The 21,961-nt window shown below is 62.6% G+C and carries 21 protein-coding genes; 5 read left to right on the forward strand and 16 right to left on the reverse strand.

What is annotated here, in order from left to right:
* Positions 1-192: 192 nt before the first annotated feature.
* Entirely contained in the window at positions 193-618 is a 426-nt protein-coding gene (locus ABOC32_RS13865; RefSeq protein WP_426811418.1) for a GTP pyrophosphokinase, read from the forward strand.
* A 3-nt stretch (positions 619-621) separates the two neighbouring features.
* Here ABOC32_RS13865 and ABOC32_RS13870 read toward each other — a convergent pair whose 3' ends face one another.
* From ABOC32_RS13870 to ABOC32_RS13880, 3 genes are all read right to left on the reverse strand, one after another.
* On the reverse strand, positions 622-1,314 hold the full coding sequence (locus ABOC32_RS13870) for an endonuclease (RefSeq protein WP_426811419.1): 693 nt from the start codon (positions 1,312-1,314) through the stop codon (positions 622-624).
* A gap of 6 nt (positions 1,315-1,320) precedes the next feature.
* The gene (locus ABOC32_RS13875) at positions 1,321-1,563 is read right to left on the reverse strand and encodes a DUF1654 domain-containing protein (RefSeq protein ID WP_016498977.1); all 243 of its coding nucleotides are present in this window, start codon (positions 1,561-1,563) and stop codon (positions 1,321-1,323) included.
* Positions 1,564-1,646: 83 nt separating this feature from the next.
* Positions 1,647-2,564, reverse strand: a complete 918-nt coding sequence (locus ABOC32_RS13880; protein ID WP_426811420.1) for a LysR substrate-binding domain-containing protein — start codon at positions 2,562-2,564, stop codon at positions 1,647-1,649.
* 225 nt (positions 2,565-2,789) lie between these two features.
* On the opposite strand from ABOC32_RS13880, the gene ABOC32_RS13885 reads away from it, so the two are divergent.
* Positions 2,790-4,088 (forward strand): dicarboxylate/amino acid:cation symporter, encoded by a 1,299-nt coding sequence (locus ABOC32_RS13885; protein WP_426811421.1) that lies wholly within the window; start codon positions 2,790-2,792, stop codon positions 4,086-4,088.
* A gap of 11 nt (positions 4,089-4,099) precedes the next feature.
* Complete coding sequence (locus ABOC32_RS13890) at positions 4,100-5,578, forward strand: amino acid racemase (RefSeq protein ID WP_426811422.1); 1,479 nt, start codon at positions 4,100-4,102, stop codon at positions 5,576-5,578.
* 179 nt (positions 5,579-5,757) lie between these two features.
* On the opposite strand, the gene ABOC32_RS13895 is transcribed toward ABOC32_RS13890, so the two are convergent.
* The 4 genes from ABOC32_RS13895 to ABOC32_RS13910 form a co-directional block, all read right to left on the reverse strand.
* Complete coding sequence (locus tag ABOC32_RS13895; RefSeq protein WP_426811423.1) at positions 5,758-6,747, reverse strand: Ldh family oxidoreductase; 990 nt, start codon at positions 6,745-6,747, stop codon at positions 5,758-5,760.
* A 23-nt stretch (positions 6,748-6,770) separates the two neighbouring features.
* Entirely contained in the window at positions 6,771-8,072 is a 1,302-nt protein-coding gene (dctA, locus tag ABOC32_RS13900) for a C4-dicarboxylate transporter DctA (protein WP_426811424.1), read from the reverse strand.
* A gap of 263 nt (positions 8,073-8,335) precedes the next feature.
* The gene (locus ABOC32_RS13905; RefSeq protein ID WP_426811425.1) at positions 8,336-9,505 is read right to left on the reverse strand and encodes a UxaA family hydrolase; all 1,170 of its coding nucleotides are present in this window, start codon (positions 9,503-9,505) and stop codon (positions 8,336-8,338) included.
* Between the two features lie 2 nt (positions 9,506-9,507).
* Positions 9,508-9,792, reverse strand: coding sequence for a UxaA family hydrolase (locus ABOC32_RS13910; protein WP_043199623.1), 285 nt, complete (start codon positions 9,790-9,792; stop codon positions 9,508-9,510).
* Between the two features lie 136 nt (positions 9,793-9,928).
* Between ABOC32_RS13910 and ABOC32_RS13915 the strand changes: the two genes are divergently transcribed.
* Positions 9,929-10,669 carry a GntR family transcriptional regulator gene (locus ABOC32_RS13915; protein ID WP_050491877.1) on the forward strand — a complete coding sequence of 247 codons (741 nt, stop codon included), beginning with the start codon at positions 9,929-9,931 and terminating at the stop codon, positions 10,667-10,669.
* 181 nt (positions 10,670-10,850) lie between these two features.
* Positions 10,851-12,896 carry a TonB-dependent receptor family protein gene (locus tag ABOC32_RS13920; protein ID WP_426811426.1) on the forward strand — a complete coding sequence of 682 codons (2,046 nt, stop codon included), beginning with the start codon at positions 10,851-10,853 and terminating at the stop codon, positions 12,894-12,896.
* A gap of 145 nt (positions 12,897-13,041) precedes the next feature.
* On the opposite strand, the gene ABOC32_RS13925 is transcribed toward ABOC32_RS13920, so the two are convergent.
* The 9 genes from ABOC32_RS13925 to ABOC32_RS13965 form a co-directional block, all read right to left on the reverse strand.
* Positions 13,042-13,797, reverse strand: a complete 756-nt coding sequence (locus tag ABOC32_RS13925; protein WP_426811427.1) for an SDR family NAD(P)-dependent oxidoreductase — start codon at positions 13,795-13,797, stop codon at positions 13,042-13,044.
* Positions 13,798-13,912: 115 nt separating this feature from the next.
* Complete coding sequence (locus tag ABOC32_RS13930; protein ID WP_426811428.1) at positions 13,913-14,620, reverse strand: GntR family transcriptional regulator; 708 nt, start codon at positions 14,618-14,620, stop codon at positions 13,913-13,915.
* A gap of 191 nt (positions 14,621-14,811) precedes the next feature.
* Positions 14,812-15,837: a proline racemase family protein gene (locus ABOC32_RS13935; protein ID WP_426811429.1), complete on the reverse strand. Its 1,026-nt coding sequence runs from the start codon at positions 15,835-15,837 to the stop codon at positions 14,812-14,814.
* A gap of 10 nt (positions 15,838-15,847) precedes the next feature.
* Positions 15,848-17,329, reverse strand: a complete 1,482-nt coding sequence (locus ABOC32_RS13940) for an aldehyde dehydrogenase family protein (protein WP_426811430.1) — start codon at positions 17,327-17,329, stop codon at positions 15,848-15,850.
* Positions 17,326-18,606 (reverse strand): NAD(P)/FAD-dependent oxidoreductase, encoded by a 1,281-nt coding sequence (locus ABOC32_RS13945; protein WP_426811431.1) that lies wholly within the window; start codon positions 18,604-18,606, stop codon positions 17,326-17,328. Before ABOC32_RS13945 ends, ABOC32_RS13940 begins: the two co-directional genes overlap by 4 nt.
* Before the next feature lie 137 nt (positions 18,607-18,743).
* A complete protein-coding gene (locus tag ABOC32_RS13950) occupies positions 18,744-19,619 on the reverse strand; it encodes a dihydrodipicolinate synthase family protein (protein ID WP_426811432.1) in 876 nt (291 codons plus the stop codon).
* A 25-nt stretch (positions 19,620-19,644) separates the two neighbouring features.
* A complete protein-coding gene (locus ABOC32_RS13955; protein ID WP_086977568.1) occupies positions 19,645-20,310 on the reverse strand; it encodes an amino acid ABC transporter permease in 666 nt (221 codons plus the stop codon).
* Between the two features lie 10 nt (positions 20,311-20,320).
* Positions 20,321-20,992 carry an amino acid ABC transporter permease gene (locus ABOC32_RS13960; protein ID WP_043199785.1) on the reverse strand — a complete coding sequence of 224 codons (672 nt, stop codon included), beginning with the start codon at positions 20,990-20,992 and terminating at the stop codon, positions 20,321-20,323.
* Positions 20,993-21,002: 10 nt separating this feature from the next.
* On the reverse strand, positions 21,003-21,824 hold the full coding sequence (locus tag ABOC32_RS13965) for an amino acid ABC transporter ATP-binding protein (protein WP_426811433.1): 822 nt from the start codon (positions 21,822-21,824) through the stop codon (positions 21,003-21,005).
* Between the last annotated feature and the right edge of the window lie 137 nt (positions 21,825-21,961).

The following is a 21,961-nucleotide window of genomic DNA, read 5'->3' on the forward strand; positions in this document are numbered from 1 at the left end:
TTCGCGGGCTCGCCCGCTCCCACAGTGATCGCGCAAACTCTTGGATTTTGAACAAGACAGTTGCTCCCGCAACAGTTGCATCCACAAAGGCCGCGCCAACGGGTGTGTGCAGCTTTGTCAGGCGTGTGTTAGACATTGTTCACACAAGTTTGGCTATGCTTGGGTTGAAGATGCCGAACGGGGAGGGGCCTCATGTCTACACTGGAGCGGGCCATTGCCGTGGCTGCCAGGGCGCATGAAGGGCAATACGACAAGGGTGGGGTGGCGTACATTCTCCACCCGCTACGCGTGATGATGCGGGTGTCCACACCCGAGCAACGGATTGTCGCAGTGCTTCACGATGTGATCGAGGACACCCCGCTGACGTTGTCCGACCTGGCGCGCGAGGGGTTTGCGCTGAAAATCCTTGCCGCCTTGCTGGCGCTCAGCCGCCGTGAGGGCGAGCCCTATCAGGACTTCGTGGCACGCCTGGGCGATGACCCATTGGCACGCACCGTCAAGCTGGCCGACCTGGCCGACAACAGTGACCTCTCACGCATTCCCTGCCCTGGCCCCGCCGACCTGGCGCGGCTGGCCCGTTACCAGGAAGCCAGCGCCTATTTGCAAGCGCTGACCTGAGGCTCAACCGCACGCCTTGAGGTTGACCGGGCCAACAAACTCGTTACCTCGTCCCATCACACAGGCCACCTGTTGGTTGCGTTGCCGCTCCCATGCCTGCGGCGGGTAGGTCTTGTTCCAGGCCTCGTACAACTGGCGGTCCTGCCTGGACAGGCGCAGGTTGTACTGCTTGCTCATGTAGAAGTAGGTGCGGGCGATCATGCCGCGGATCGATGGGCGCGGCATCACCTTCTTGGCCTTGAAATCGACCTGGGTCAGGCAGCTGCCGTACTGGCCGCGTTGTTCTGGCAGCCAGCCGAAACTGAAGTTGCTGCGGTCGCCATTGACCTCGCCGATGCTCGGCACCAGGTTGTGCAGGTCGGCTTCGGCGCGCTTGTACACCTCGTCATGCTGCGAGCACTGCTTGCGCCCGCCGCTCTGCCAGCACTGGCGCTGATGGCCGATCTGCCAGGCCGGTACGATGTGTTCCCACTCGATGCGCGCCGCGCGCTGGGCATTCTTGCGCGGGGCATAGCCGCAGGATGCCAGGTCGACCTTGTTGCCCTTGTATTTGCAGCCGCAATAAAACTCGGTCGATTGCGGCGCATAGAGCTTCCACGCGACCTTCTTGGCCTCCTGGAAGGTGCGCGGGGCGTCGGCTTGCACAAGTGGTGTGGTCAGTAACAGGCAGGCTGCCGCGAAAAACGAAACTCTCATGCGCGGTCAGTCTTCCTTCGGTACGGTCCAGAAAACCTGCACGCCGCCATCGTCACGGTGGGCGAGGGTGACGTTGTCGTTCTCGGCGATTTCCTCGAGCAAGGTCTCCCAGTCATCCGGGCTTTCCTGCTCCAGGCGAAAGATCAGCGCCGCACGGCTGCGCTGGGCGGTGGGGCTGTTGATGATCTTCTGGATGCGTACACCCAACTGTTCATAGCTGCTCGGAGTGGCGGAGGCGGTGCTGGACACAGGCAGTTCCTTATTTTGCTGTATGCACATACAGTATTTCACTGTAAGTAAATTCGCAACAGCTTGTCAGGCGAAAACTGCGTTCAAGCTTGGGCGGATGCGTGAGCAGCGTTGTCCAAAGTATTCCACAGGCTTCGCATCGTAGGGTTCTGGTTCAACAGCGAGCAGTACGAGCGAATCTCCAGGCGCGTGCTCCATTCGGCGCCGCCGGCTTGTACCAGCAACCCTCTTTCCAGTTCATCCTGCACAGCGCTGTAGGGCAGCCAGGCTACCCCGTAGCCTTCCACGGCCATGCGCACCAGCAGCATTGCCATATCTGCTTCATAGCACCGCTCCAGCGGTGCAATCTCAGGGGCGTTGCGAATGACCACGTCTGCGACTTTCCCCAAGAAAGTCGTGGCCGTGTAAGCCAGGTGTGGAATGGGTTTGTTGTTTGCAGCAAGTGTGAACAGCGGCTTGCCATGCGCATTGGGTGCGCACACGGGGATGAACGCGTCATGCCCCAGTGCCAGGCTGGCGAAGCGCTCAGGGTCCAGCGAGATGGGGGTAAGCGGGTGATGGTAGACAATCATCAGGTCACAGCTGCCTTCTTCAAGGGCGATGACGGCGTCATTGATGTTGGCGGCCACTACCCGGGCATTGAAGCGTTCATTGTGCTGCTGGAACTGGCTGAGCCATTTTGGCAGAAAGGTCATCGACAGGCTGTGGGCTGCGGTGATCTGGATCGAGCGCCCCGGCATCCGCTTGACGTCCCGAAGGTCGGCACGTAGCGCCATCAGTGCGGCCAGCGCCTGGCGCGACTCATCGCAAAAGCGCTGGCCGGCGGGGGTGAGCTGTACCGGGTAGGTGGCACGATCAACCAGCTCCACACCCACCCATTCTTCGAGCGAGCGGATTCTCCTGGAGAGCGCGGACTGCGTAACGCAGCGCACTTCGGCGGCGCGCGAGAAATTCTTCCACTCGGCGATCGCCAACAGGTCGTCAAGCCACTTGATCTGCATCGCTGATCTCCTTCACCAGGCGCACAGTGTAAGCGTGTTCGGACAAGCGCTGATAGCAAGGGCTAAAAACTATTCCGAAAACGCATAGGGCCAGCCCTATTACTCATCAACTGGCTGTTCGCGTGGCGATAAACTTGCCCCACACCCACTCGGTAAGTGGGTGTGCCTGTCTTTATTTCAATCCTGCCAAGTAGAAGAAATAGAACATCACTTGAGGAAACTGTCGTGAACAATAATAAGCTTCCGCGCCGAATTGCCATGGGTATCGCCTTGGGCGTAGTTGTCGGTTGGGCCTGTCATCATTTCGCAGGCAGCGAGCAAGCCGCGAAGGAAATGGCTGCTTACTTCAGCATGGTGACGGACATCTTCCTGCGCCTGATTAAAATGATCATTGCGCCGCTGGTGTTCGCCACGCTGGTGGGCGGGATTGCAAGCATGGGCAATTCGCGCTCGGTCGGCCGCATCGGCTTTCGTGCCATGGCCTGGTTTGTCTGTGCTTCGGCCATTTCGTTGGCGATCGGGATGGCACTGGTCAACCTGTTCGAGCCAGGCGCTGGCTTGAACATGCAGGTCGTACAGCATGCGGATGCCGTGGCTGTGCCTGTGAATACGGGGGACTTCAGCCTTAAAGTATTTATCAGCCATGTATTCCCGCGCAGTATTGCAGAGGCGATGGCGAATAATGAAATACTTCAGATCGTGGTGTTCTCATTGTTCTTCGGGTTCGCACTGGCTAGCGTCAACCGTGCCGGGTATACAAAGGTTGTTGATTGTATCGATGAACTGTCCAAAGTAATGTTCCGCATTACCGACTATGTGATGGCTTTTGCACCCATCGGGGTATTCGCCGCTATTGCGTCGGCAATCACCACCCAAGGCCTGGGTTTGTTGGTCGATTACGGCAAGCTCATTGTCGAGTTCTACCTAGGCATCCTTCTTTTGTGGGCTGTGTTGTTCGGTGTAGGGTACCTGTTCCTGGGCAAGTCGGTTTTCACGCTTGGCAAACTGATTCGCGAGCCGGTCCTGTTGGCGTTCTCTACCGCCAGCAGCGAGGCGGCCTACCCGAAAACCATGGAGGCGCTGGAAAAGTTCGGCGCGCCGAAGCGTGTCTCCAGCTTCGTCTTGCCATTGGGCTACTCGTTCAACCTCGATGGCTCGATGATGTACCAGGCATTCGCCATCATGTTCATCGCCCAGGCCTACAACATCGACCTCAGCTTCACCCAGCAGGTGTTGATCCTTTTGACCCTGATGATCACCAGCAAGGGCATGGCCGGTGTTGCGCGCGCCTCGGTGGTGGTGGTCGCGGCGACCTTGCCGATGTTCAACCTGCCAGAGGCTGGCCTGCTGCTGATCATCGGTATCGATCAGTTCCTCGACATGGCGCGTACCGCTACCAACGTCGTGGGCAACAGCATCGCCACGGCTGTAGTCGCCAAGTCAGAGCCACAGGCCGAGCCGGATGAGGCCGATGAGACTGCAGCCCAACCGTCCACCCTCGATCGCCCAGTATCAATCGCCTGAGGAATAGGCTCATGACGTCGGAGAAGGCAGCTGCGCAGCAACCCCTTTCGCACAAGATCGGGATTGTCGGGGGGCTTGGGGCGCTTGCGGGGGGCGACCTGTTCTACAAGCTTGTGAAGTCGCGGGCAGTGCTGGAGGACCAGGGGCGTTTTCATTTCCTGCTCGAACAACATCCGTTCAAGGGTGTACAGCTGCCGCTGGATGCTGACGCGAGCATGACATCGCGAAAGTTCTATGCCTTCGAGGTGTGCAGGTCGTTCGAAGCGAGCGGTGTGGATGCAATCATGCTGCCGTGTTTTGCCAGCCAGACGTTTCGTGCAGAGATTCAGGACGAGCTGGGCATCCCTGTGCTGGACATGATGGAAAGCCTGGTACAGCACATCCGCCAGATCGCCGTGCCGGGCAGCACGCTGGGTGTGCTTGCTTCGGATTACGTGCGCCATTCCGGGCTCTTCGAGCGGGCGTTGGGCGCCGAGTACGCAGTGGTGTACCCCGATGCGCAGGCCCAGGCCGCCCTTATGCAGGCCATGTATGGGGGCAACGGCATCAAGGACGGGCATCTGGACGGGGTACCGCTGGAGTCGGTCTACCAGGCTTGCCTTTCAGTGCAGGCGCAAGGGGCGGCACTGATCGTGCCGGGCATGACCGAGTTGTCCCTGGTGTGCGCCGACCTGCAGCGCCGTGGTATCACGGCGCTCGATATCAACGACCTCTACGCCACGTTTGCCACGCAAGGCTCACGTGAGCCACGTGACCTGCCTTTCAAACTGGGTATCGTGGGCGGTGTCGGCCCCGCAGCGACGGTTGATTTCATGGGCAAGGTGGTTGCCAGCACACCGGCAGGTCGTGACCAGGACCATATCAAGATGGTGGTGGAGCAGAACCCGCAAATACCGGACCGCACAGCCAATCTGCTGAATGATGAGGCGGACCCGACCATGGCCATGTACGCGACCTGCAAACGGCTGGAGAGCGCGGGTGCCAACGCCATTGCGATCCCGTGCAATACCGCCCATGCGTTCGTCGAGCGCATCCAGGAGCACCTGCGCGTGCCGATCGTCAACATGCTCACCGAAACGGTCGACTGGATAAAGCGCACGTATGGTTCAGACAAGGTTATCGGCTTGCTGGCCACCTCAGGGACCGTCGCAAGCCAGGTCTATCACCAGTCTGCGAGCCGCGCTGGGCTTGAGGTGATCGTGCCGGCGCCGGATTACCAGAAGCTCGTCATGGAGGCCATTTACGGAGAGCGCGGCATCAAGGCGGGTTTCACGGACGGGCTGTGCCGGGATCAGTTGCTGATTGCTGCCGAGCATCTCGCAGAGGTCGGGGCAGAAGTGTTGATACTGGGCTGTACAGAGCTGCCGTTGGTGCTCAGCCACTGCGATGCCTATGACCTGAATGGCAGGCCGGTTGCGCTTGTGGACCCGACGATGATCCTGGCGCGCAGATGTGTGGCGCTGGCGCATAAGCTGCCTGTTGAGCAATGAATCTGCCTCTGTTAAGGGGGAAAGCCATTGGTTGCCTGGTAGATCCTGGGGCTGCTTTGCAGCCCATCGCGACACAAGGCCGCTCCCACAGGTAACTGCATAAGCCTGAAGCCTGCGCGGTCCATGTGGGAGCGGCCTTGCGTCGCGATGGGGCGCAAAGCGCCCCCAAAATCACAAGCTCAAACGCAGCTCTCCAGCCGTTCCAGCAACGCCTGCGGCACCTCGATGAAATCACTGCGTACCTGCCTTTCACCTATCCGCCGCTGCCCTGGCAAGCGCACGCCCGGCTGCGTCAATATGGCGGCGAACAACGCTTCGACATGGTTCAGGTACCCCGCGCCAAACCGCTGCGGGTCAATCAGCAACAACAAGTGCGCCACTCCGGGCGCGCCCCCCTCTGCATCGAAGAACGAACTGGCCTGGAAACCGAAATGGCTGCCGGTCAGGCCCGCCGTCAGCAGCTCCACCATCATCGCCAGTGCGGCACCCTTGGCATCGCCCATGGGCACCATGCTGCCGGCCAGCGCCGCCTGTGGATCGGTGGTGTCGTTACCTGCACTGTCGATGGCCCAGCCGGCCGGGATCGGCGTGCCCGCTTGCCTGGCCAGCATCACCTTGCCACGGGCGACCTTCGACAGCGACAGGTCGATGACAACAGGGTCTGCACCCCGGCGTGGCGAAGCGAAGGCAATGGGGTTGGTGCCGAACAGCGGCGTTCGCCCGCCCCAGGGGGCCATCGCGGCGGGTGCATTGCTCAGTGCCAGTGCCAGTAAGCCCTCGCGTGCAGCCCGTTCCACCGGTTGCCCGGCCACGCCGAAGTGGTGCGAGCGGCCGATGGCCAACGCCGCGATACCCAGGCGGCGCGCCGTGGCCATCGCCGGGCCCAGGCCGGCATCGATGGCCGCAAACGCCAGGCCGTGGCAGGCGTCGACGCGCACGACTGCCCCTTCGACCAGCACCTTGGGCTCGGCCCTGGCGTCTACCTTACCGGTGGCCATCTGCTCCAGATAAAACGGCAAGCGTGACAGGCCATGGGAGGGCAGGCCTTCGCGCTCGGCTTGCACCAGCGCCTGTGCGCAACTTTGCGCGGCGCTTTCCGGCATGCCGGCGCTGCGCAGTGCCTGCATGGCAAGTTCATGTGCATGGCGAACGCTGATTTGCACAGTCATGGGGTGGCTCCTTGCAGCGGGCTTCAGGGTTTTTTCTGCGACAGATTCAGCGGTGCCTGATCAAGCACAGGCAAGCGGCTGGGGGCAGCCAGTTCGGCGCGCGCCTTGGCCAGGTCGAGCTTGCCTTCCCAGCGGGCAATCGCCAGGGTGCCGACCACGTTGCCCATCATGTTGGTCAGCGCTCGCACCTCATTGAGGATGCGGTCGATGCCCAGAATCAGCGTAATGGCTGCCACCGGGATGATGTCGTGGCTGGCCAGCGTTGCGGTCAGCACGATCAGCGCTGCGCCAGCCACCCCCGCGCCGCCCTTGGAAGTCACCAGCAGGATCACCAGCAGGCTCAGCTGCTGGCCCCATGACAAGTCGATGTTCAGTGCTTGCGCCAAAAACAACGAGGCCATGGTCAGGTAGATGGCGGCGCCGTCGAGGTTGAACGAGTAGCCGGTGGGCAGCACCAGGCCGATCACCGATTTGTCGCAGCCCAGCCGTTCCAGTTTCTGCATCAAGCGCGGCAGTACCGACTCGGTGGTGGAGGTGCCCAGCACGATCAGCAGCTCTTCGCGCAGGTACTTGATCAGCGACCAGATGTTGATCCCGCAGGCAAAGCTGATCGAGCCCAGGACAATGCCGATGAACAGCAGGCTGGTGACGTACAGGCAGACGATCAGCAAGCCCATCTGCTGCAACGCCCCGATGCCGTACTTGCCGATGGTGAAGGCCATGGCGCCGAACGCGCCGATGGGTGCCAGCCACATGATCATGCCGACGATGCGCAACAGGGTTTCGCCAAACTGCTCGATCACCCGCGCAGCCAGCCGGCTGCGCCTGGACATGCCGGACAACGCCACGCCGAACAGTACCGAGAACAGCAGCACCTGCAGCAGGTTGCCGCTGGCGAAGGCGCCGACCACCGAGTTGGGGATCAGCTGGGTGAGCAGGCTGGAGGACTCCTGCGCATGCACCTGGTCAAGGTATTGCGACATGGCGCCACCGTCCAGGCTGGCCGGGTCGATGTTCATGCCGGCGCCAGGCTGCACCAGGTTGGCGATGATCATGCCCAGCAACAGCGCCAGGGTGGTCACCACCTCGAAGTACATGAAGGTCTTGAAGCCGACCTTGCCCAGCTCCTTCAGGCTTTCCATGCGCGCGATGCCAATGGCCACGGTGCAGAAGATCACCAGGGTGATGAGCATCTTGATCAGGCGGATGAACGTATCACCCAGCGGCTTCATCTCGACCCCGAGCGAAGGCCAGCAGTAGCCCAGGGCAATGCCGGCGATCAGGCCGATCACCACCTGGACATACAGGTTCTTGAGAATTTTCACGGTTGTTTCTCCATGAGCGAATACCCCGTGCCAAGCTGGCTGATCAGGGCAGGGGAGCAAGTTCGGGTCTTTTGCGCGGCACGCGGGCGCTCACTACGGTCGTCGTGGCTGCGTGGGCTTGGGGAGAAACACCGGAGGGGGCAGGGCATCAGGGCAGAGCGGTTTCATGAAGGTCTCCATTTATGGTTGTTGTGAGACGTACTTCTTGAACGCAGGCAGAAACAAGCGCCGTTGCCTGATGAGGCAGGCAACGGCGCGGCAGGTCAGGCGCTTTCGAACAACCGGGTCAGCACGAACTCGCGGTGCCCGAGGGCTTCGGCGGCAGTGTAGCGGCCATTGGCGGTGCGCATCAGCATGTCGAGCAAGCGGTCGCCGGCATCGTCCATGTTGATTTCGCGCCGCAGCAGGCCGGAAACATCGACATCGATGTGTTCACCCATGGTACGGAAGGTTCGCGGGTTGGCGCAGATCTTGATCACCGGCAAGATCGGGTTGCCGATGACGTTGCCCTGGCCGGTCGGGAAGAAGTGCGCCACATACCCGGATGCGGCGCACAGGGTGACCATTTCTGCTGCCGCCGACGACGAGTCCATGAACCACAGGCCTGGCCCGGTGGGTGCCTCGGCCTTGTCCAGGACACCGTCAACCCGGCATTTACGGCCGATCTTCTGGATGTTCCCCAGGGCCTTTTCCTCGATGGTGGTCAGGCCGCCTTCGATGTTGCCCTTGGTTGGCTGCGACTCGGACAGGTCGCTGGTTTTCCAGCGGTCGATCATTGCGCTGTAGCGGTCGAACATGAACTGGAACCGCTCCCGCACTGCCGGGGTGCTGCAACGCTCGGCGACCAGGTGCTCGCCGCCGGTCAGCTCTGACGTTTCGCCGAACACCAGGGTGCAGCCCTGTGCATACAGCTTGTCGAACGCATTGCCCACGGTGGGGTTGGCGCCGCAGCCGGAGGTGGTGTCGGACTCGCCGCACTTGGTCGAGACCCACAGTTCACTGATGTCGCACTCCTCGCGGCGCAGCTCGGTAGCGTACTGCACGAATTCGCGAGCCTTGCGCGAGGCGGCGCAGATGGTGTTGTGGTCGCCGTTCTGTTCGATCCAGAAGCCTTCTGCCGGCTTGCCACTGGCACGGATGCCTTCGACCACGCGGCGGGTCCAGCCGGGCTCGATGCCGATCACCACCACCGCTGCCACGTTGGGGTTGCAGCCGGTACCGATCAGGGTGCGGAAGTGCAGGTCCAGGTCCTCGCCGAACTGCAGCCGGCCATAAGGGTGTGGCAGCCCGAGGGTGCCCTTGATGTTGTTGGCCACCGCTTCGGCGGCCGCATTGGAGATGTCGTCCACCGGCAGGATGATCACATGGTTGCGAATGCCCACACGGCCATTGTCGCGGCGGTAGCCCAGGAAAGTGCGTCCGTTGAGTTGCATGCTTACCACCTCTTGGTTTTGACGTTGTGGACGTGCAGGTGCTCGCCTTCGCGGATGGGCTTGATCACCCGGCCGATGTCGACACCGTATTTGATCACCGTATCGCCTTCCTGCAGGTCACGGATGGCCAGCTTGTGGCCGATCGGGATGGCGTCGCGCACCACGAATTCCAGGGTCTGGTCCTGGTCCATGACCCAGCCTGTCAACTTCTGGCCCGCCTGCACGCCTTCGACTACTACGACGCCGACGGCGTCGTCGGCATCGTGGACGACAAAATCAATGCTCATTGTTGTTCTCCTGTGACGGTCATTCATATGCCGTAAGTCATGTATAGGACATAGGTTATAGGATAGTCAAGGTGCGGTGCTTTCTTTCGTGCTTGGGGTATACTTGCGCCATACGAACTGCCGACGACTGATGACCATGACCGACGCCCTGCAGAACCCGCAAAAGGCCCCGACCTTCCAGCCGCTGTACATGCAGATCAAGGACTTGCTGATGGAGCGCATCCATACAGGTGAGTGGTCGCCCGGCACGTTCATCCCCAGCGAAGCGGCGCTGGCGACCACTTATCAGGTCAGCGTCGGCACCCTGCGCAAGGCGCTCAACGAGCTGGTGGCCGAGAACGTGGTGGTGCGTCAGCAGGGCAAGGGGACCTCGGTCGCCACCCATGATGGCGACCATGCGTTGTTCCGCTTCTTCAACATCTGCCGCCCCGACGGCGAGCGCTGCCTGCCGGTTTCGATCGTGCTGGGGCGCAAGGTGCGCAAGGCCAGTGCGCAGGAAGCGCAGGCGTTGGGCCTGCAGCCGGGCGCCAAGGTGATCCACATTTCGCGTACCCGCGAGCTGGATGGCAAGCCGGCCATCTACGAGGACATCACCCTGTGCGCCGAGCGCTTCATTGGCTTGGAAAGGCAGCCTGAAGTACTGCCCAACACGCTGTATCGCCTGTACCAGCAGCGCTTCGGTGCCACGGTGGCACATGCCGATGAGCGCATCTTTGCGATCAGCGCCGATGCCAGCCAGGCACAGGTGCTGGGTATCGAAGTGGGGGCGCCGCTGTTGCAGATCGTGCGCATTGCCCTGGATTACCAAGGCAGGGCAATCGAGAAGCGGGTGTCGGTGGTCAGTACCCAGAGGCACTGCTACGCCAACAGAATCTAGCGCTGGCTTGCCGCCATCCTTTTCAATTCATTTTTTTGCGTATGCCGTGCCTGCGCACGGTAGCGTTACCCCGGACTTGGCTCGTAAGGGGCCAGGCCCGGGTTTCAGGAAGTTTCGCATGTACCCAATCCTTTCCCGTTTGCCTGCCCGGACAGGCTTTGCCCTTTTGCTGACAGGGGGCATGAGCACCACCGGCCAAGCCGCCCCCGACGTACCCGATATAGTGGTCATGGACCCGCTGGTGGTGACCGGCGCCTATGCGCCCACCAGCACATTCGACCTGCCGTTTTCGGTGGATACGGTTGACCTGTCCCACGGCACGGATGGCCAACTTGGCGTCAACCTGTCGGAAGTGCTGAGCAAAGTACCTGGACTGGTGGTGCAGAACCGGCAGAACTACGCGCAAGACCTGCAGATTTCCTCGCGGGGTTACGGTGCACGTTCGGCCTTTGGCGTGCGTGGCATCAAGCTGCTGAGTGACGGCATACCGGCCAGTACGCCCGACGGGCAAGGGCAGGCCGCCACGCTGAACCTGGACGTGGCCGACCGTATCGAAGTGCTGCGCGGCCCGGCAGCGACGCTGTACGGCAGCAACGCCGGTGGTGTGATCCAGATGTTTACCCGCGACGGGCAGGGGCCCGCACGTGTGGGGGCCGAAACCACGTTCGGTAGCGACGGCTTCAACAAGAATCACCTGTCGGCCGAGGGCGGTAACGACACCGCAGGCTTTGTACTGGATGCCTCGCGCCTGGATACCGATGGCTACCGCGACCACAGTGCCGCGCGCCGTGACCAGACCTTCGCCAAGGTCAATTTCAAGCCCGATGAAGACTCGCGCATGGCGCTGATCTACAGCAGCCTGGAGCAGAACAACACGCAGGACCCGCTGGGGCAAACCTGGGATGCCTACAAGCATGACCCGCGCTCCACGGCGGCAGTGGCCGAAACCTACAACACCCGCAAAAGCATCGACCACCAGCAACTGGGCATGAACTACGAGCGCTACTTTGGCGATGCCACGCTGCAGTTCAACCTGTATGCGGGGCGGCGCAGCGTGGTGCAGTACCTGTCCATCCCCAGAACGGTGGCTTCCAACAGCCAGCGCGGCGGCGGGGTTGTGGCCTTCGACCGCGAGTTCCACGGCGGAACGTTGCGCTGGATACAGCCGGTTGCCGACGTGCCGGGCAATCTCACCTTCACCGTCGGCGCCGATTACGACCAGAGCAAGGACGACCGCCGCGGCTACCAGAACTTCAGCGGTGACCAGCTGGGCGTGAAAGGCGAGTTGCGCCGTGACGAGAAAGACACCGCGACCAGCCTGGACCCGTACCTCCAGGCGCACTGGGAAATCGGCAACTGGACCAGCGAGCTGGGGCTGCGCTACAGCACCATGGAAATGCGTGTCGACGACCATTACCTGGCCAACGGCGACTCAAGCGGCTCGAAGAAGTACCAGCAGGCCACGCCATCGCTGTCGGTGATGTACGCGTTCACGCCGGACCTGCGCGGTTACGTGAGCGTCGGCAAAGGCTTTGAAACCCCCACCCAGGCCGAAATGGCCTATGCGCCTGGCTTGGCCGAAAGCTTCAACTTCGGCCTCAAGCCCGCCACCAGCATGCAGTACGAAATGGGTGTGAAGTACCGGCTTGGCGAGCGTACGCGCCTGAATGCGGCGGTGTATGAGATTCACACCGATGACGAAATCGTCGTGGCCAGCGCTACGGATGGTCGAACCAGCTATCGCAATGGCGGGCGTACTGTACGACGCGGCTTTGAGGCGAGCCTGCAGAGTGACCTGAGCGAGCAGTGGCAGACCACCTTGGTGTACACCCGCACCGATGCCCGCTACGCCGATGACATCAGCCAGGCCATCAAAAGTGGCAACCGGCTGCCCGGTGTGCCGCTGAACAACCTGTATGGCGAGCTGGTGTGGAAGCCGATGTCGTCCATCAGCATGGGGGTTGAAGGGCAGTACCGCAGCAAGGTGTATGTGGACGACAGCAACAACGCCAAGGCCGCACCTGCGTATGCGGTATTCAACTGGCGGACCCGGTTCGAGCAGCATGTCGGGGCCTGGACGTTCCACCAGCTGGTGCGCCTGGACAACCTGTTTGACCGGCAGTATGTGGGGTCGGTGATTGTCGGCGACAGCAACGGGCGCTATTACGAGGCAGCGCCCGGGCGCTCGTGGTATGCGGGGGCGGGGTTGGAGTACCAGTTCCGCTAGCCGACCACGTTCTGATGCCTTGCGCACACCCTGTAGGAGCAGCCTTGTGCTGCGAAGAGGCCGGTGAGGCTAAAGATCTTCTTTGGCATTAATGGCCTCTTCGCAGCACAAGGCTGCTCCTACAGATTTCGCGCAAGCCTGTACCTTAGGCCACCGCCTGCGCCCCGGTGATCTCCACCAGCGACCCACACATGAACGCCGCCTCGTCCGACGCCAGGAAGGCCACCAGCGCAGCCACTTCTTCCGGCTTGCCAATGCGCCCGAACGGCACCATGCGGTCCAGGTCGGCAATGGTGCGGCCTGAGCGCAATACCCCAGCCTCCAGCATCGGTGTGTGAATCTCGCCCGGGCAGACGGCATTCACCCGGATCTTCTGCGGCGCATAATCGCGTGCCAGGTTCTGCGTGAACGAGGCCACCGCCGCCTTGGTCACGTTGTAGGCAATGTGCCCAGGCGCCGGGTACAGGCCCCACTGCGAAGCGGTGTTGACGATGGCACCACCACCGCCCTCGATCATGCCTGGCAGCACGGCCCGGCAGAGGTGGAACATGGCATCCAGGTTGACGGCAAAGCTGCTGTGCCAGTCGTCTTCGCTCAGGGCCAGCAGGTTGCCGCGGCGGTTGATGCCGGCGTTGTTGACCAGCACATCAATGCGCCCGAACTCGCTGGCGACTGCCTGCACAAGGCCGCGGCAAGCCTCGCCCGAGGCGATGTCAGCGACCATGGCCAGGGCCTTGCCACCTTCAGCCTCAATGGCCTGCACAACAGCCTGCGCTGCCTTGAGGTTGACATCACTGACCACCACGGTCGCACCTTCGCTTGCCAACCGGGAGGCAATGGCGGCGCCGATGCCCCCCGCGCCACCGGTCACGATCGCCACTTTCTTCTGGAACCTGTTCATTCACGACTCCTGTTATATTGTGTGCAGCGCTGCATGCAATCTAGTGAGTGGGCGTGCGAGTGTCAACAGGGCTGACGTAGTCAGCCCCGCAATGTGGTTCAAGGTGCTTTACGGGTCAGGCGATGGACATGCGCGCCGTGAGGTTCTGCTGCATGTAGTCGAGGAACCGGCGCTGGAACAGCATGGTGTGTTCGTGGGCGGCTGCTTCGGCAGCGTCGGCATCGCGAGCGGCGATGGCTTCGATGATTTCATCATGGTCGCGGCCCAGGCGATGGGCACCGGCCGAGCTGACCACGTGGTCGAAGTGCAGGTGCAGCAAGCGCTGGCCTTCGCCCAGCAGGCGTTCGTAATAGTTGATGAAATAGGGGTTGCGCCCGGCCCGGGCAATGGCCATGTGGAAGGCCTTGTTCAGCTCGGACATGGCCTGGAAGTCGCCGCCGGTCACCGCCTTGAGGTAGGCCGCGTCGGCTTTGCGGATGGCCGCCAGGTCTTCTTCGCGATGCTGAGTGGCGGCCAGGCGGGTGACGGCGCGCTGGATCAGGTCCAGGGCAGAGATGTAGTTGGGGAATTCCTCGATCTCGAACGGCGTCACCAGCGTGGTGCGGTTTGGCAGGATCACCACCAGCCCTTCGGTGATCAGCCGGGCAAGGGCATCACGCACCGGCGAACGGGACAGGCCGAACTGCGCAGCCAGCGAGACTTCGTCCAGCTGTACGCCGGGCTTGAGCTTCAGGGTGAGAATCTGTTTGCGCAGCTCTTCGTATATATAGCGGCCGCTGTGGCGTCGTGGCGCGCCTTCGGTATCGGTATCTTTGGCCATCATCAGGTCTCGGTTGGGCTCGGCCGTATCATACAGGCCGGCCCTTGTTGTTTTCATCCCGGCATCACGCGCTCTCTGTAGGAGCAGCCTTGCGCTGCGAAGAGGCCAGTGGCAGCACAGCTTGTGTACAGCCTTTACCGGCCTCTTCGCAGCACAAGGCTGCTCCTACAGGGAGCGGGCACTGCCGTTGAGGATCAGGAAAGGCCAGCCCCCCAGGTATCGCTCAGCATAAAGCCCGCCGCCAGTGGGTCGTCCGGGTCCACCCCCAGCTGTTGCAGGCCGTACAGCCAGGCCCGCCCGGTCACCCGTGGCAGCACCGCTGGCCGCCCGGCCACCTCGGTGTGGCCCAGCAGCTCTACCTGGAACTGCCCGCCGATGGTCGAGCGCGACACCAGCGGGTCGCCGACCTGCACCAGCCCGCGTGCTGCCAAGGTGGCCAGGTTGGCCGAGCTGCCGGTACCGCAGGGCGAGCGGTCGACCCGCCCCGGTGGCAGGGTGGTGCAGGTCTGGTAGGTGCGCGCGTCCAGGCGGTTGCGGAACATCACGTAGGCCACTTCGTTGACCGAAGGCAGCAACGGGTGCTGGATGTTCAGCTGGCGGTTGATCACCGCTTTCAAGGCCACACCGGCATCGGCCAGTGCGCGGGCATGTTGCGGGGCAATCGACAGGCCGGTCTGTTCCACGTCGATCAGCGCGTAGTAAACGCCGCCAAAGGCCACATCGATGTTGATCGGGCCAAAGGCCTCGGTTTCGATGGCAAGGTCGAGGTGCTCGACGAAGGCGGGCACCATGTCCAGCGAAACACTCAGGCAGCGGCCGTTTGCGCATTGGGCGCGGGCGGTGACCAGGCCGGCGGGGGTGTCCAGCACCACCGTGGTCTCGGGTTCTTGCATTGGCAGCATGCCCAGCTCCAGCAGGGCGGTGACCACACAGATGCAGTTGCTGCCGGACATCGGGTGGGCCTTGTCGGCCTGCAGCACGATGAAGCCTGCCTGGGCTTCTGGCCGGGTTGGCGGCAGCAACAGGTTGACCGACATCTGCAGGCAGCCACGCGGTTCCAGTGTCACCAGGCGGCGCAGGCTGTCATCCACGTCGTTGATGTAGTTCATCTTGTCCAGCATGGTGGCGCCGGGGATGCCCAGCACGCCGCCGGTGATGACCTTGCCGATTTCGCCTTCGCAGTGCACTTCGGCCAGCTGAAGGGTCTGTTTCCAACGCATGGGTGTTACCTCACTTGATGTACCAGCCCCAAGGCTGCTCGCTGTCGTAGCGGGTGATCTGCTTGGTTTCCAGGTAGTTGTTCAGGCCCCATTCACCCAACTCGCGGCCAATGCCGCTTTGCTTGTAGCCACCCCAAGGGGCTTCGGTGAAGGTGGGTTGCGAGCAGTTGATCCAGACGATGCCCGCACGGAACCTGCGCGCCACGCGCTCGCAGCGCTGCAGGTCCTTGGACATCACGGCTGCGCCCAGGCCAAAGCGCGAATTATTGGCCGATCTTACCGCTTCTTCTTCGCTGTCGAACGGGCGGATGCACACCACCGGGCCGAAGATTTCCTCGTTCCAGATCCAGCTGTCTTCCGGCACGTCGGCGAACACTGTCGGCTGCAGGTAGAAGCCCTTGTCCAGGTGCGCCGGGCGCTCGCCGCCGCACACCAGGCGCGCGCCTTCTTCCAGGCCGCGGGAAATGGCTTGCAGGGTGCCTTCGTACTGGTTGCGGTTGACCAGCGGGCCAAGCAGCACGCCTTCGTCCATGCCGTTGCCGATCTTGATCTTGCGCGTTTCCTCGGCCAGGCGGGCGAGCAATGGCGCGTAGGCTGCACGCTCCACCAGCACGCGGGAGGTGGCGGAGCAGACCTCACCTTTGTTCCAGAAAATCCCGAACAGGATCCATTCCACCGCCTGTTCGATGTCGCTGTCGGCGAAGATCACGAACGGCGATTTGCCGCCCAGTTCCAGGGTCACGTTCTTGATGTCCTGGGCGGCCGCTTGCATGATGCGGCTGCCCACCGGCACGCTGCCGGTAAACGCCAGCTTGTCGACACCAGGGTGCGCGGTGATGGCTGCACCGACGGTGGAGCCCGGGCCGGTGACGATGTTCAGCACGCCAGCGGGCAGGCCGGCTTCATCGGCGATGCGGGCAAGCTCCAGGGCGGTCAGCGAGGTTTGTTCGGCGGGTTTGAGGATGATGCAGCAACCCGCGGCCAGGGCCGGCGCGATCTTCCACGAAGCCATCAGCATGGGGAAGTTCCACGGCACGATGGCGCCGGCTACGCCGATGGGCTCCTTGCGCGCCAGGGAACTGAAGCGGTCATCGGCCAGCGCCACCGGTTTTTCGCGTTGGGTGTCCAGTTCCTCGGCCAGGTTGGCGTAGAAGTCGAAGCAGCCGGCAGTGTCGCCGATGTCCCACATGGCTTCCGGGAACGGCTTGCCGTTGTCACGCACTTCCAGCTCGGCCAGTGCCTCTTGCCGGGCACGGATGCCCTCGGCAATCTTGCGCAGGTAGGCGCCACGCTCGGCACCGCTCAGGCGCGGCCATGGGCCTTCGTCAAACGCGGCACGGGCAGCTTTTACTGCAACGTCCACGTCTGCTGCGCAGCCAGAGGCCACGCTGGCGATCAGGCTTTCGTCGCTCGGGTCATACGAATTGAAGCTGCCGCCATTGATCGGGCTGACCCACTGGCCATTGATGTAGAACTGGTCGAAGCGGTTCATGCGTTTCCTCCAAGCACGGCGAAGCGTCGTGCACCGAATGCAGAAAGGTTCTGGGTGGGGCTGCGCTGTGCGGCGAGGTCGCTCACCAGGCGGCCGGTGGTGGCGCCAAGGGTGAGGCCGAGCTGGCCGTGGCCGAAGGCCAGGATGGCGTTTTTCAGCCGTGGCGAGCGGTCGATCACAGGTTTTGTGTCGGGCAGGAACGGGCGATAGCCGACGCCGAATTCCATGCCTTGCGTGTTCAGTTGCGGCAGCACACGGCGGGCTTTTTCCATGATGATTTCGGCGCGCCTGAAATTGGGCTCGGCATTGGCGCCGGCGAACTCGATGGTGCCGCCAATCTGCAGGCCACGGGTCATGGGGGCGAAGCAGAAGCCGCCATCGGCGTAGATCACCGAGTGGCGGATTTCCACGCCAGGCTGTGGCAGTACGGCCTGGTAGCCGGCGATGCCTGCCAGCGGGATGTGCACACCGAGCGAGTTGAAGAAGGCGCGCGAGCCCGTGCCGGCGGCGACCACCAGCAGGTCGGCGGGAACGCGGGTGCCGTCTTGCAGGGTGACGCCGGTGGCTTTGTCGTGGTGTTCGTCGATCTTCTCCACCCGCTGGCGCACACGCACGCCGCCCTGGGCAATGAAGCTTTCAGTCAGGGCGGCGATGAAACCTTCGGTGTCGTTCACGGCACGCCAGTCGGGGAACATCAGGCCGTGCTGGAACTTGCCGGCCAGGGCCGGTTCCAGGTCGCTGATCTGCTCGCCGTTCAGCTCTTCGGAGCGGAAGCCCAATTGCTTGCGCAGCTCCAGGTGCGGGCGTTCGTGTTCAAGGCCCGCCGGGGAGTCGAACACTTCCAGAATCGGGCGGTCACCGAGCAGGGTCTTGTCGGGGCATGCCTCCAGCAACGGCGCATAGTCTTCATAAACATGCTGGGTCAGGCGCGCCATGTCCTGGGCGATTTCGTTGATTTTCGAGGGCCGGGCGCAGGCCAGGAAGCGCATGAACCATGGCAGGATGCCGGGCAGGGCGCTGGGGCGCAGGGCCAGCGGGCCTTTCTGGTCCAGCAGCCAGCCGGGTATTTTCATCAGGATGCCGGGCTTGGACAGCGGGATGACTTCGCTGACCGCCATCTGCCCGCAGCTCCATTTGGCGGTGCTGTCGCCGGGGGCGGCAGGGTCGATGAGGGTGACCCGGTGGCCGTCGCGCTGCAGGTACAGCGCGCAGCACACACCGACAATGCCGCCGCCGATGACTACAGCCTGTTGCGGTGAGGGGTGCGGGTTGTTCATGGATCACATGCTCTAAAGGGTGTGTGAGGTTCCTGTATGAGCAGCCTTGAGCTGCGAAGAGGCCAGCCCAGGCACTGCAACTCTGCTGGGCATACCGGCCTCTTCGCAGCACAAGGCTGCTCCTACAAGGGAAAGCATCAGGCCTGAGAGGCCTCGAACACCTTGCGGAACTCGGCCTTCTCTTCATCGGTCAGCGGCAGCAGCGGCGCACGCGCCGGGCCCACCTTGAAACCGGCCAGCTCAGTGCCGTACTTGACCTTCTGCACGAACTTGCCGCTTTCCAGGTTGGCCATGGCCGGGAACAGGCTGCGCATGATCCGCTGGGCGCCACGGATATCGCCGCCGGTGAACGCGTTGTGGAAGGCCACCACCTTCTCCGGGAAGATGTTGGCCGGGCCGCAGATCCAGCTGTCTGCGCCCCACAGGTAGAAATCCAGCGCCTGGTCGTCGGAACCACACGACAGCTGGATGCCTTTGTATTTCTCACCAATCTCGATGGCGCGCAACAGGTTGCCGCTGCTTTCCTTGATGCCGATCACACGCGGGTGCTCGTGCAGCGCGGCGACCACGTCCAGGCCCACTTCGACGTTGGTGCGGATCGGGTAGTTGTAGAGCACCACGTTGATCTCGGGGAACGTCGAGAGGATGGTGTTGTAGTGGGCCAGCAGCTCTTCCTGGGACGGCAGTGCGTAGTAGGGCGGGGCGATCAGCAGGTTGGTGTAGCCGGCGTCGACGGTCTGCCGCACCTGCTCCAGCACTTCACGGGTGCAGGAGCCGTTGGCGCCGGCAATCAGGGTGCCGCGTTCGCCAACCACTTCCTTGACGGTGGCCAGGATCTGCCGGCGTTCGTCGTTGGCCAGGGCGTAGTACTCACCGGTCGAGCCCAGCGGCACGAAACCTTTCACGCCAGCGGCCAGCTGATGCTCGAGGATCGCGGCCAGGGTGTCGTGATCGACTTTGCCGGCAGCGTCGAACGGGGTGACCAGGGCGGGCAGGATGCCATTCAGTTTCATCGGGTAACTCTCCTTGGGGAAGGTATCAGTAGGCGTAGCGACGAAGCAGGCGCCCCTCGACCACACCGACCAGGCGGGTGAGCGGGAAGGCCACCAGGAAATAGATGACGGCCACTGCCGAGAGGAACTCGACCGGGCGCGCGGTGCTGTTGGAAATGTTCTGGCCGACGAACATCAGGTCGGCGACCCCGACCGAGGAGATCAGCGCGCTTTCCTTGAACAGGCTGACCACGTTCGACAGCAGTGGCGGTACCGAGCGCAGCAGCGCCTGGGGGAACACCACGTACAGCACCTTCACCCGCGAGGTCAGGCCCAGCGCGGTGCAGGCGTCGTGCTGTTCGCTGGCAATCGACTTCAGCGCGCCACGGAAGGTCTCGCTGGTGATCGCGCCCATGTACAGGGTCAGGGCGATCAGCACCGACACGTAGGGCGGGATGTCCAGGCCGAACACCACCGGGAAGCAGAAGAACACCCAGAACAGCTGGATCAGCAGCGGCGTGCCACGGAAAAACTCCACATAAAGGGCCAGCGGCAGGCGCACCAGCTTCAGCTTCGTCTGGCGCAGCAGGCTGACCACGAAGCCCAGCAGGCTCCCCAGCAGCGCGCACACTGCGGTGAACGCCAAGGTCAGGGCCAGGCCCTTGAGCAGCACCGGCCAGTAGTGCAATACAACCGAAAAATCGAGTGGCATGACGTTCTCCTCAGCGCTGGGCGGCCAGTTCCTGGCGCCGTTCGAACCACTGCACCAGCTGCGCGATCGGCAACGACAGGGCGAAGTAGATCAAGGCGATCAGGGTGTAGGTTTCCAGCGGGCGGTAGGCCTCGGTGGCCAGGCTCTTGCCCACGTACATCAGGTCGGCGACGGCGACGATGGCCACCAGTGCGCTTTGCTGCAGGGTGCCGATGCCATTGGTGATCAACACCGGCAGGGCGCTGCGCAATGCTTGCGGCAACACCACGTACAGGGTGCGTTGCCAGCCCTTCAGGCCCAGTGCGATCGAGGCATCCAGGTGTTCGCGCGGCACCGCCTGCACACCGGCGCGATAGGCTTCGGCGTTGAATGCGGTCAGGTTCAGGCCCAGGGCCAGGAAGCCCATGGCGATGGGGTCGATGAACACGTCGAACAGCATCGGCACGCAGTAGAAGAACCAGACGATCTGCAGCAGCGCCGGGGTGCAGCGGAAAAACTCGATGAACAGTTGTGCCGGCCAGCGCACGAAGAACCAGCGGCTCAGGGTCATCAGGCACAGCACGAAACCGCAGGTAAGGCCGATCAGGTTCGAGACCAGGGCCAGCTCCAGCGTTACCTTCAGCCCGTCGAGCAGGGCCGGCAGGCTGCCGTTGAGAAAGTGGAAATCGAATTGGTAGTTCATCGCAGCGCCCTCAATCGAACTGCACAACCTTCTCGAGGAACTCACGCGTGCGTGCTTCCCGAGGCCGGGTGAAGATCTGTTCGGGGTGGCCTTGCTCGACCACCTTGCCGTTGGCGCAGAACACCACGCGGGTGGCGATGTGCCGGGCGAAGTGCATGTCGTGGGTGACGATGATCATCGCCATCTTCTGCTCGGCCAGCTGCATCATCACGTTCTGCACTTCGATGACCATTTCCGGGTCCAGCGCCGAGGTGACTTCGTCGAACAGCATCAGGCGGGGCTCCAGCATCAGCGCCCGGGCGATGGCCACGCGCTGTTTCTGGCCGCCGGACAGCTGGCTGGGGTAGGCGTGCAGCTTGCTTTCCAGGCCCAGTCGGGCCAGGTAGGCGCGGGCCTTTTCGGTGGCCTCGGCCTTGCTCATGCCGTGCACCTTGACCGGTGCCAGGATCAGGTTGCCCAGCACCGACAGGTGCGGGAACAGGGTGTAGTGCTGGAACACCATGCCAATCTGCTTGTGCAGGGTTTCGTCCAGGGGTTTGCCCTGTTTGCGGCTGCCGTCGATGTACGGTTTGCCCTGGAACCGGATGCTGCCGCCCTGGATGCCTTCCAGGCCCATCAGCACCCGCAGCAGCGAGCTCTTGCCGCTGCCGGACGGGCCAATGATCACCAGCCGGTCGTCGGCACGCATGCCCAGGTCCATCTGGTCCATCACCACCAGCTGCTCGCTGTAGGCCTTGCGCACACCGTGCAGCTGGATGAAATCGCCGCCCAGGGTGGAATCCGGGGTGAGCGAAGCCTGTGGCTGGGCGGCCACCAAACGGGGAATGGTCATTTTGAATCTCTCCGGTGAATTGTTCTTGTAGGCAGAAGAGCAAGCAAAAAGGATCACACTGAGCTTCGTTGAGTTTTTCGATGTGTGCAGTGCTGTATTCAAGGTATTGCGCAGTGATGCGACCTGTCAACTCATGC

It is taken from the genome of Pseudomonas sp. WOUb67 (assembly GCF_050058005.1).
Lineage (GTDB): Bacteria > Pseudomonadota > Gammaproteobacteria > Pseudomonadales > Pseudomonadaceae > Aquipseudomonas > Aquipseudomonas putida_R.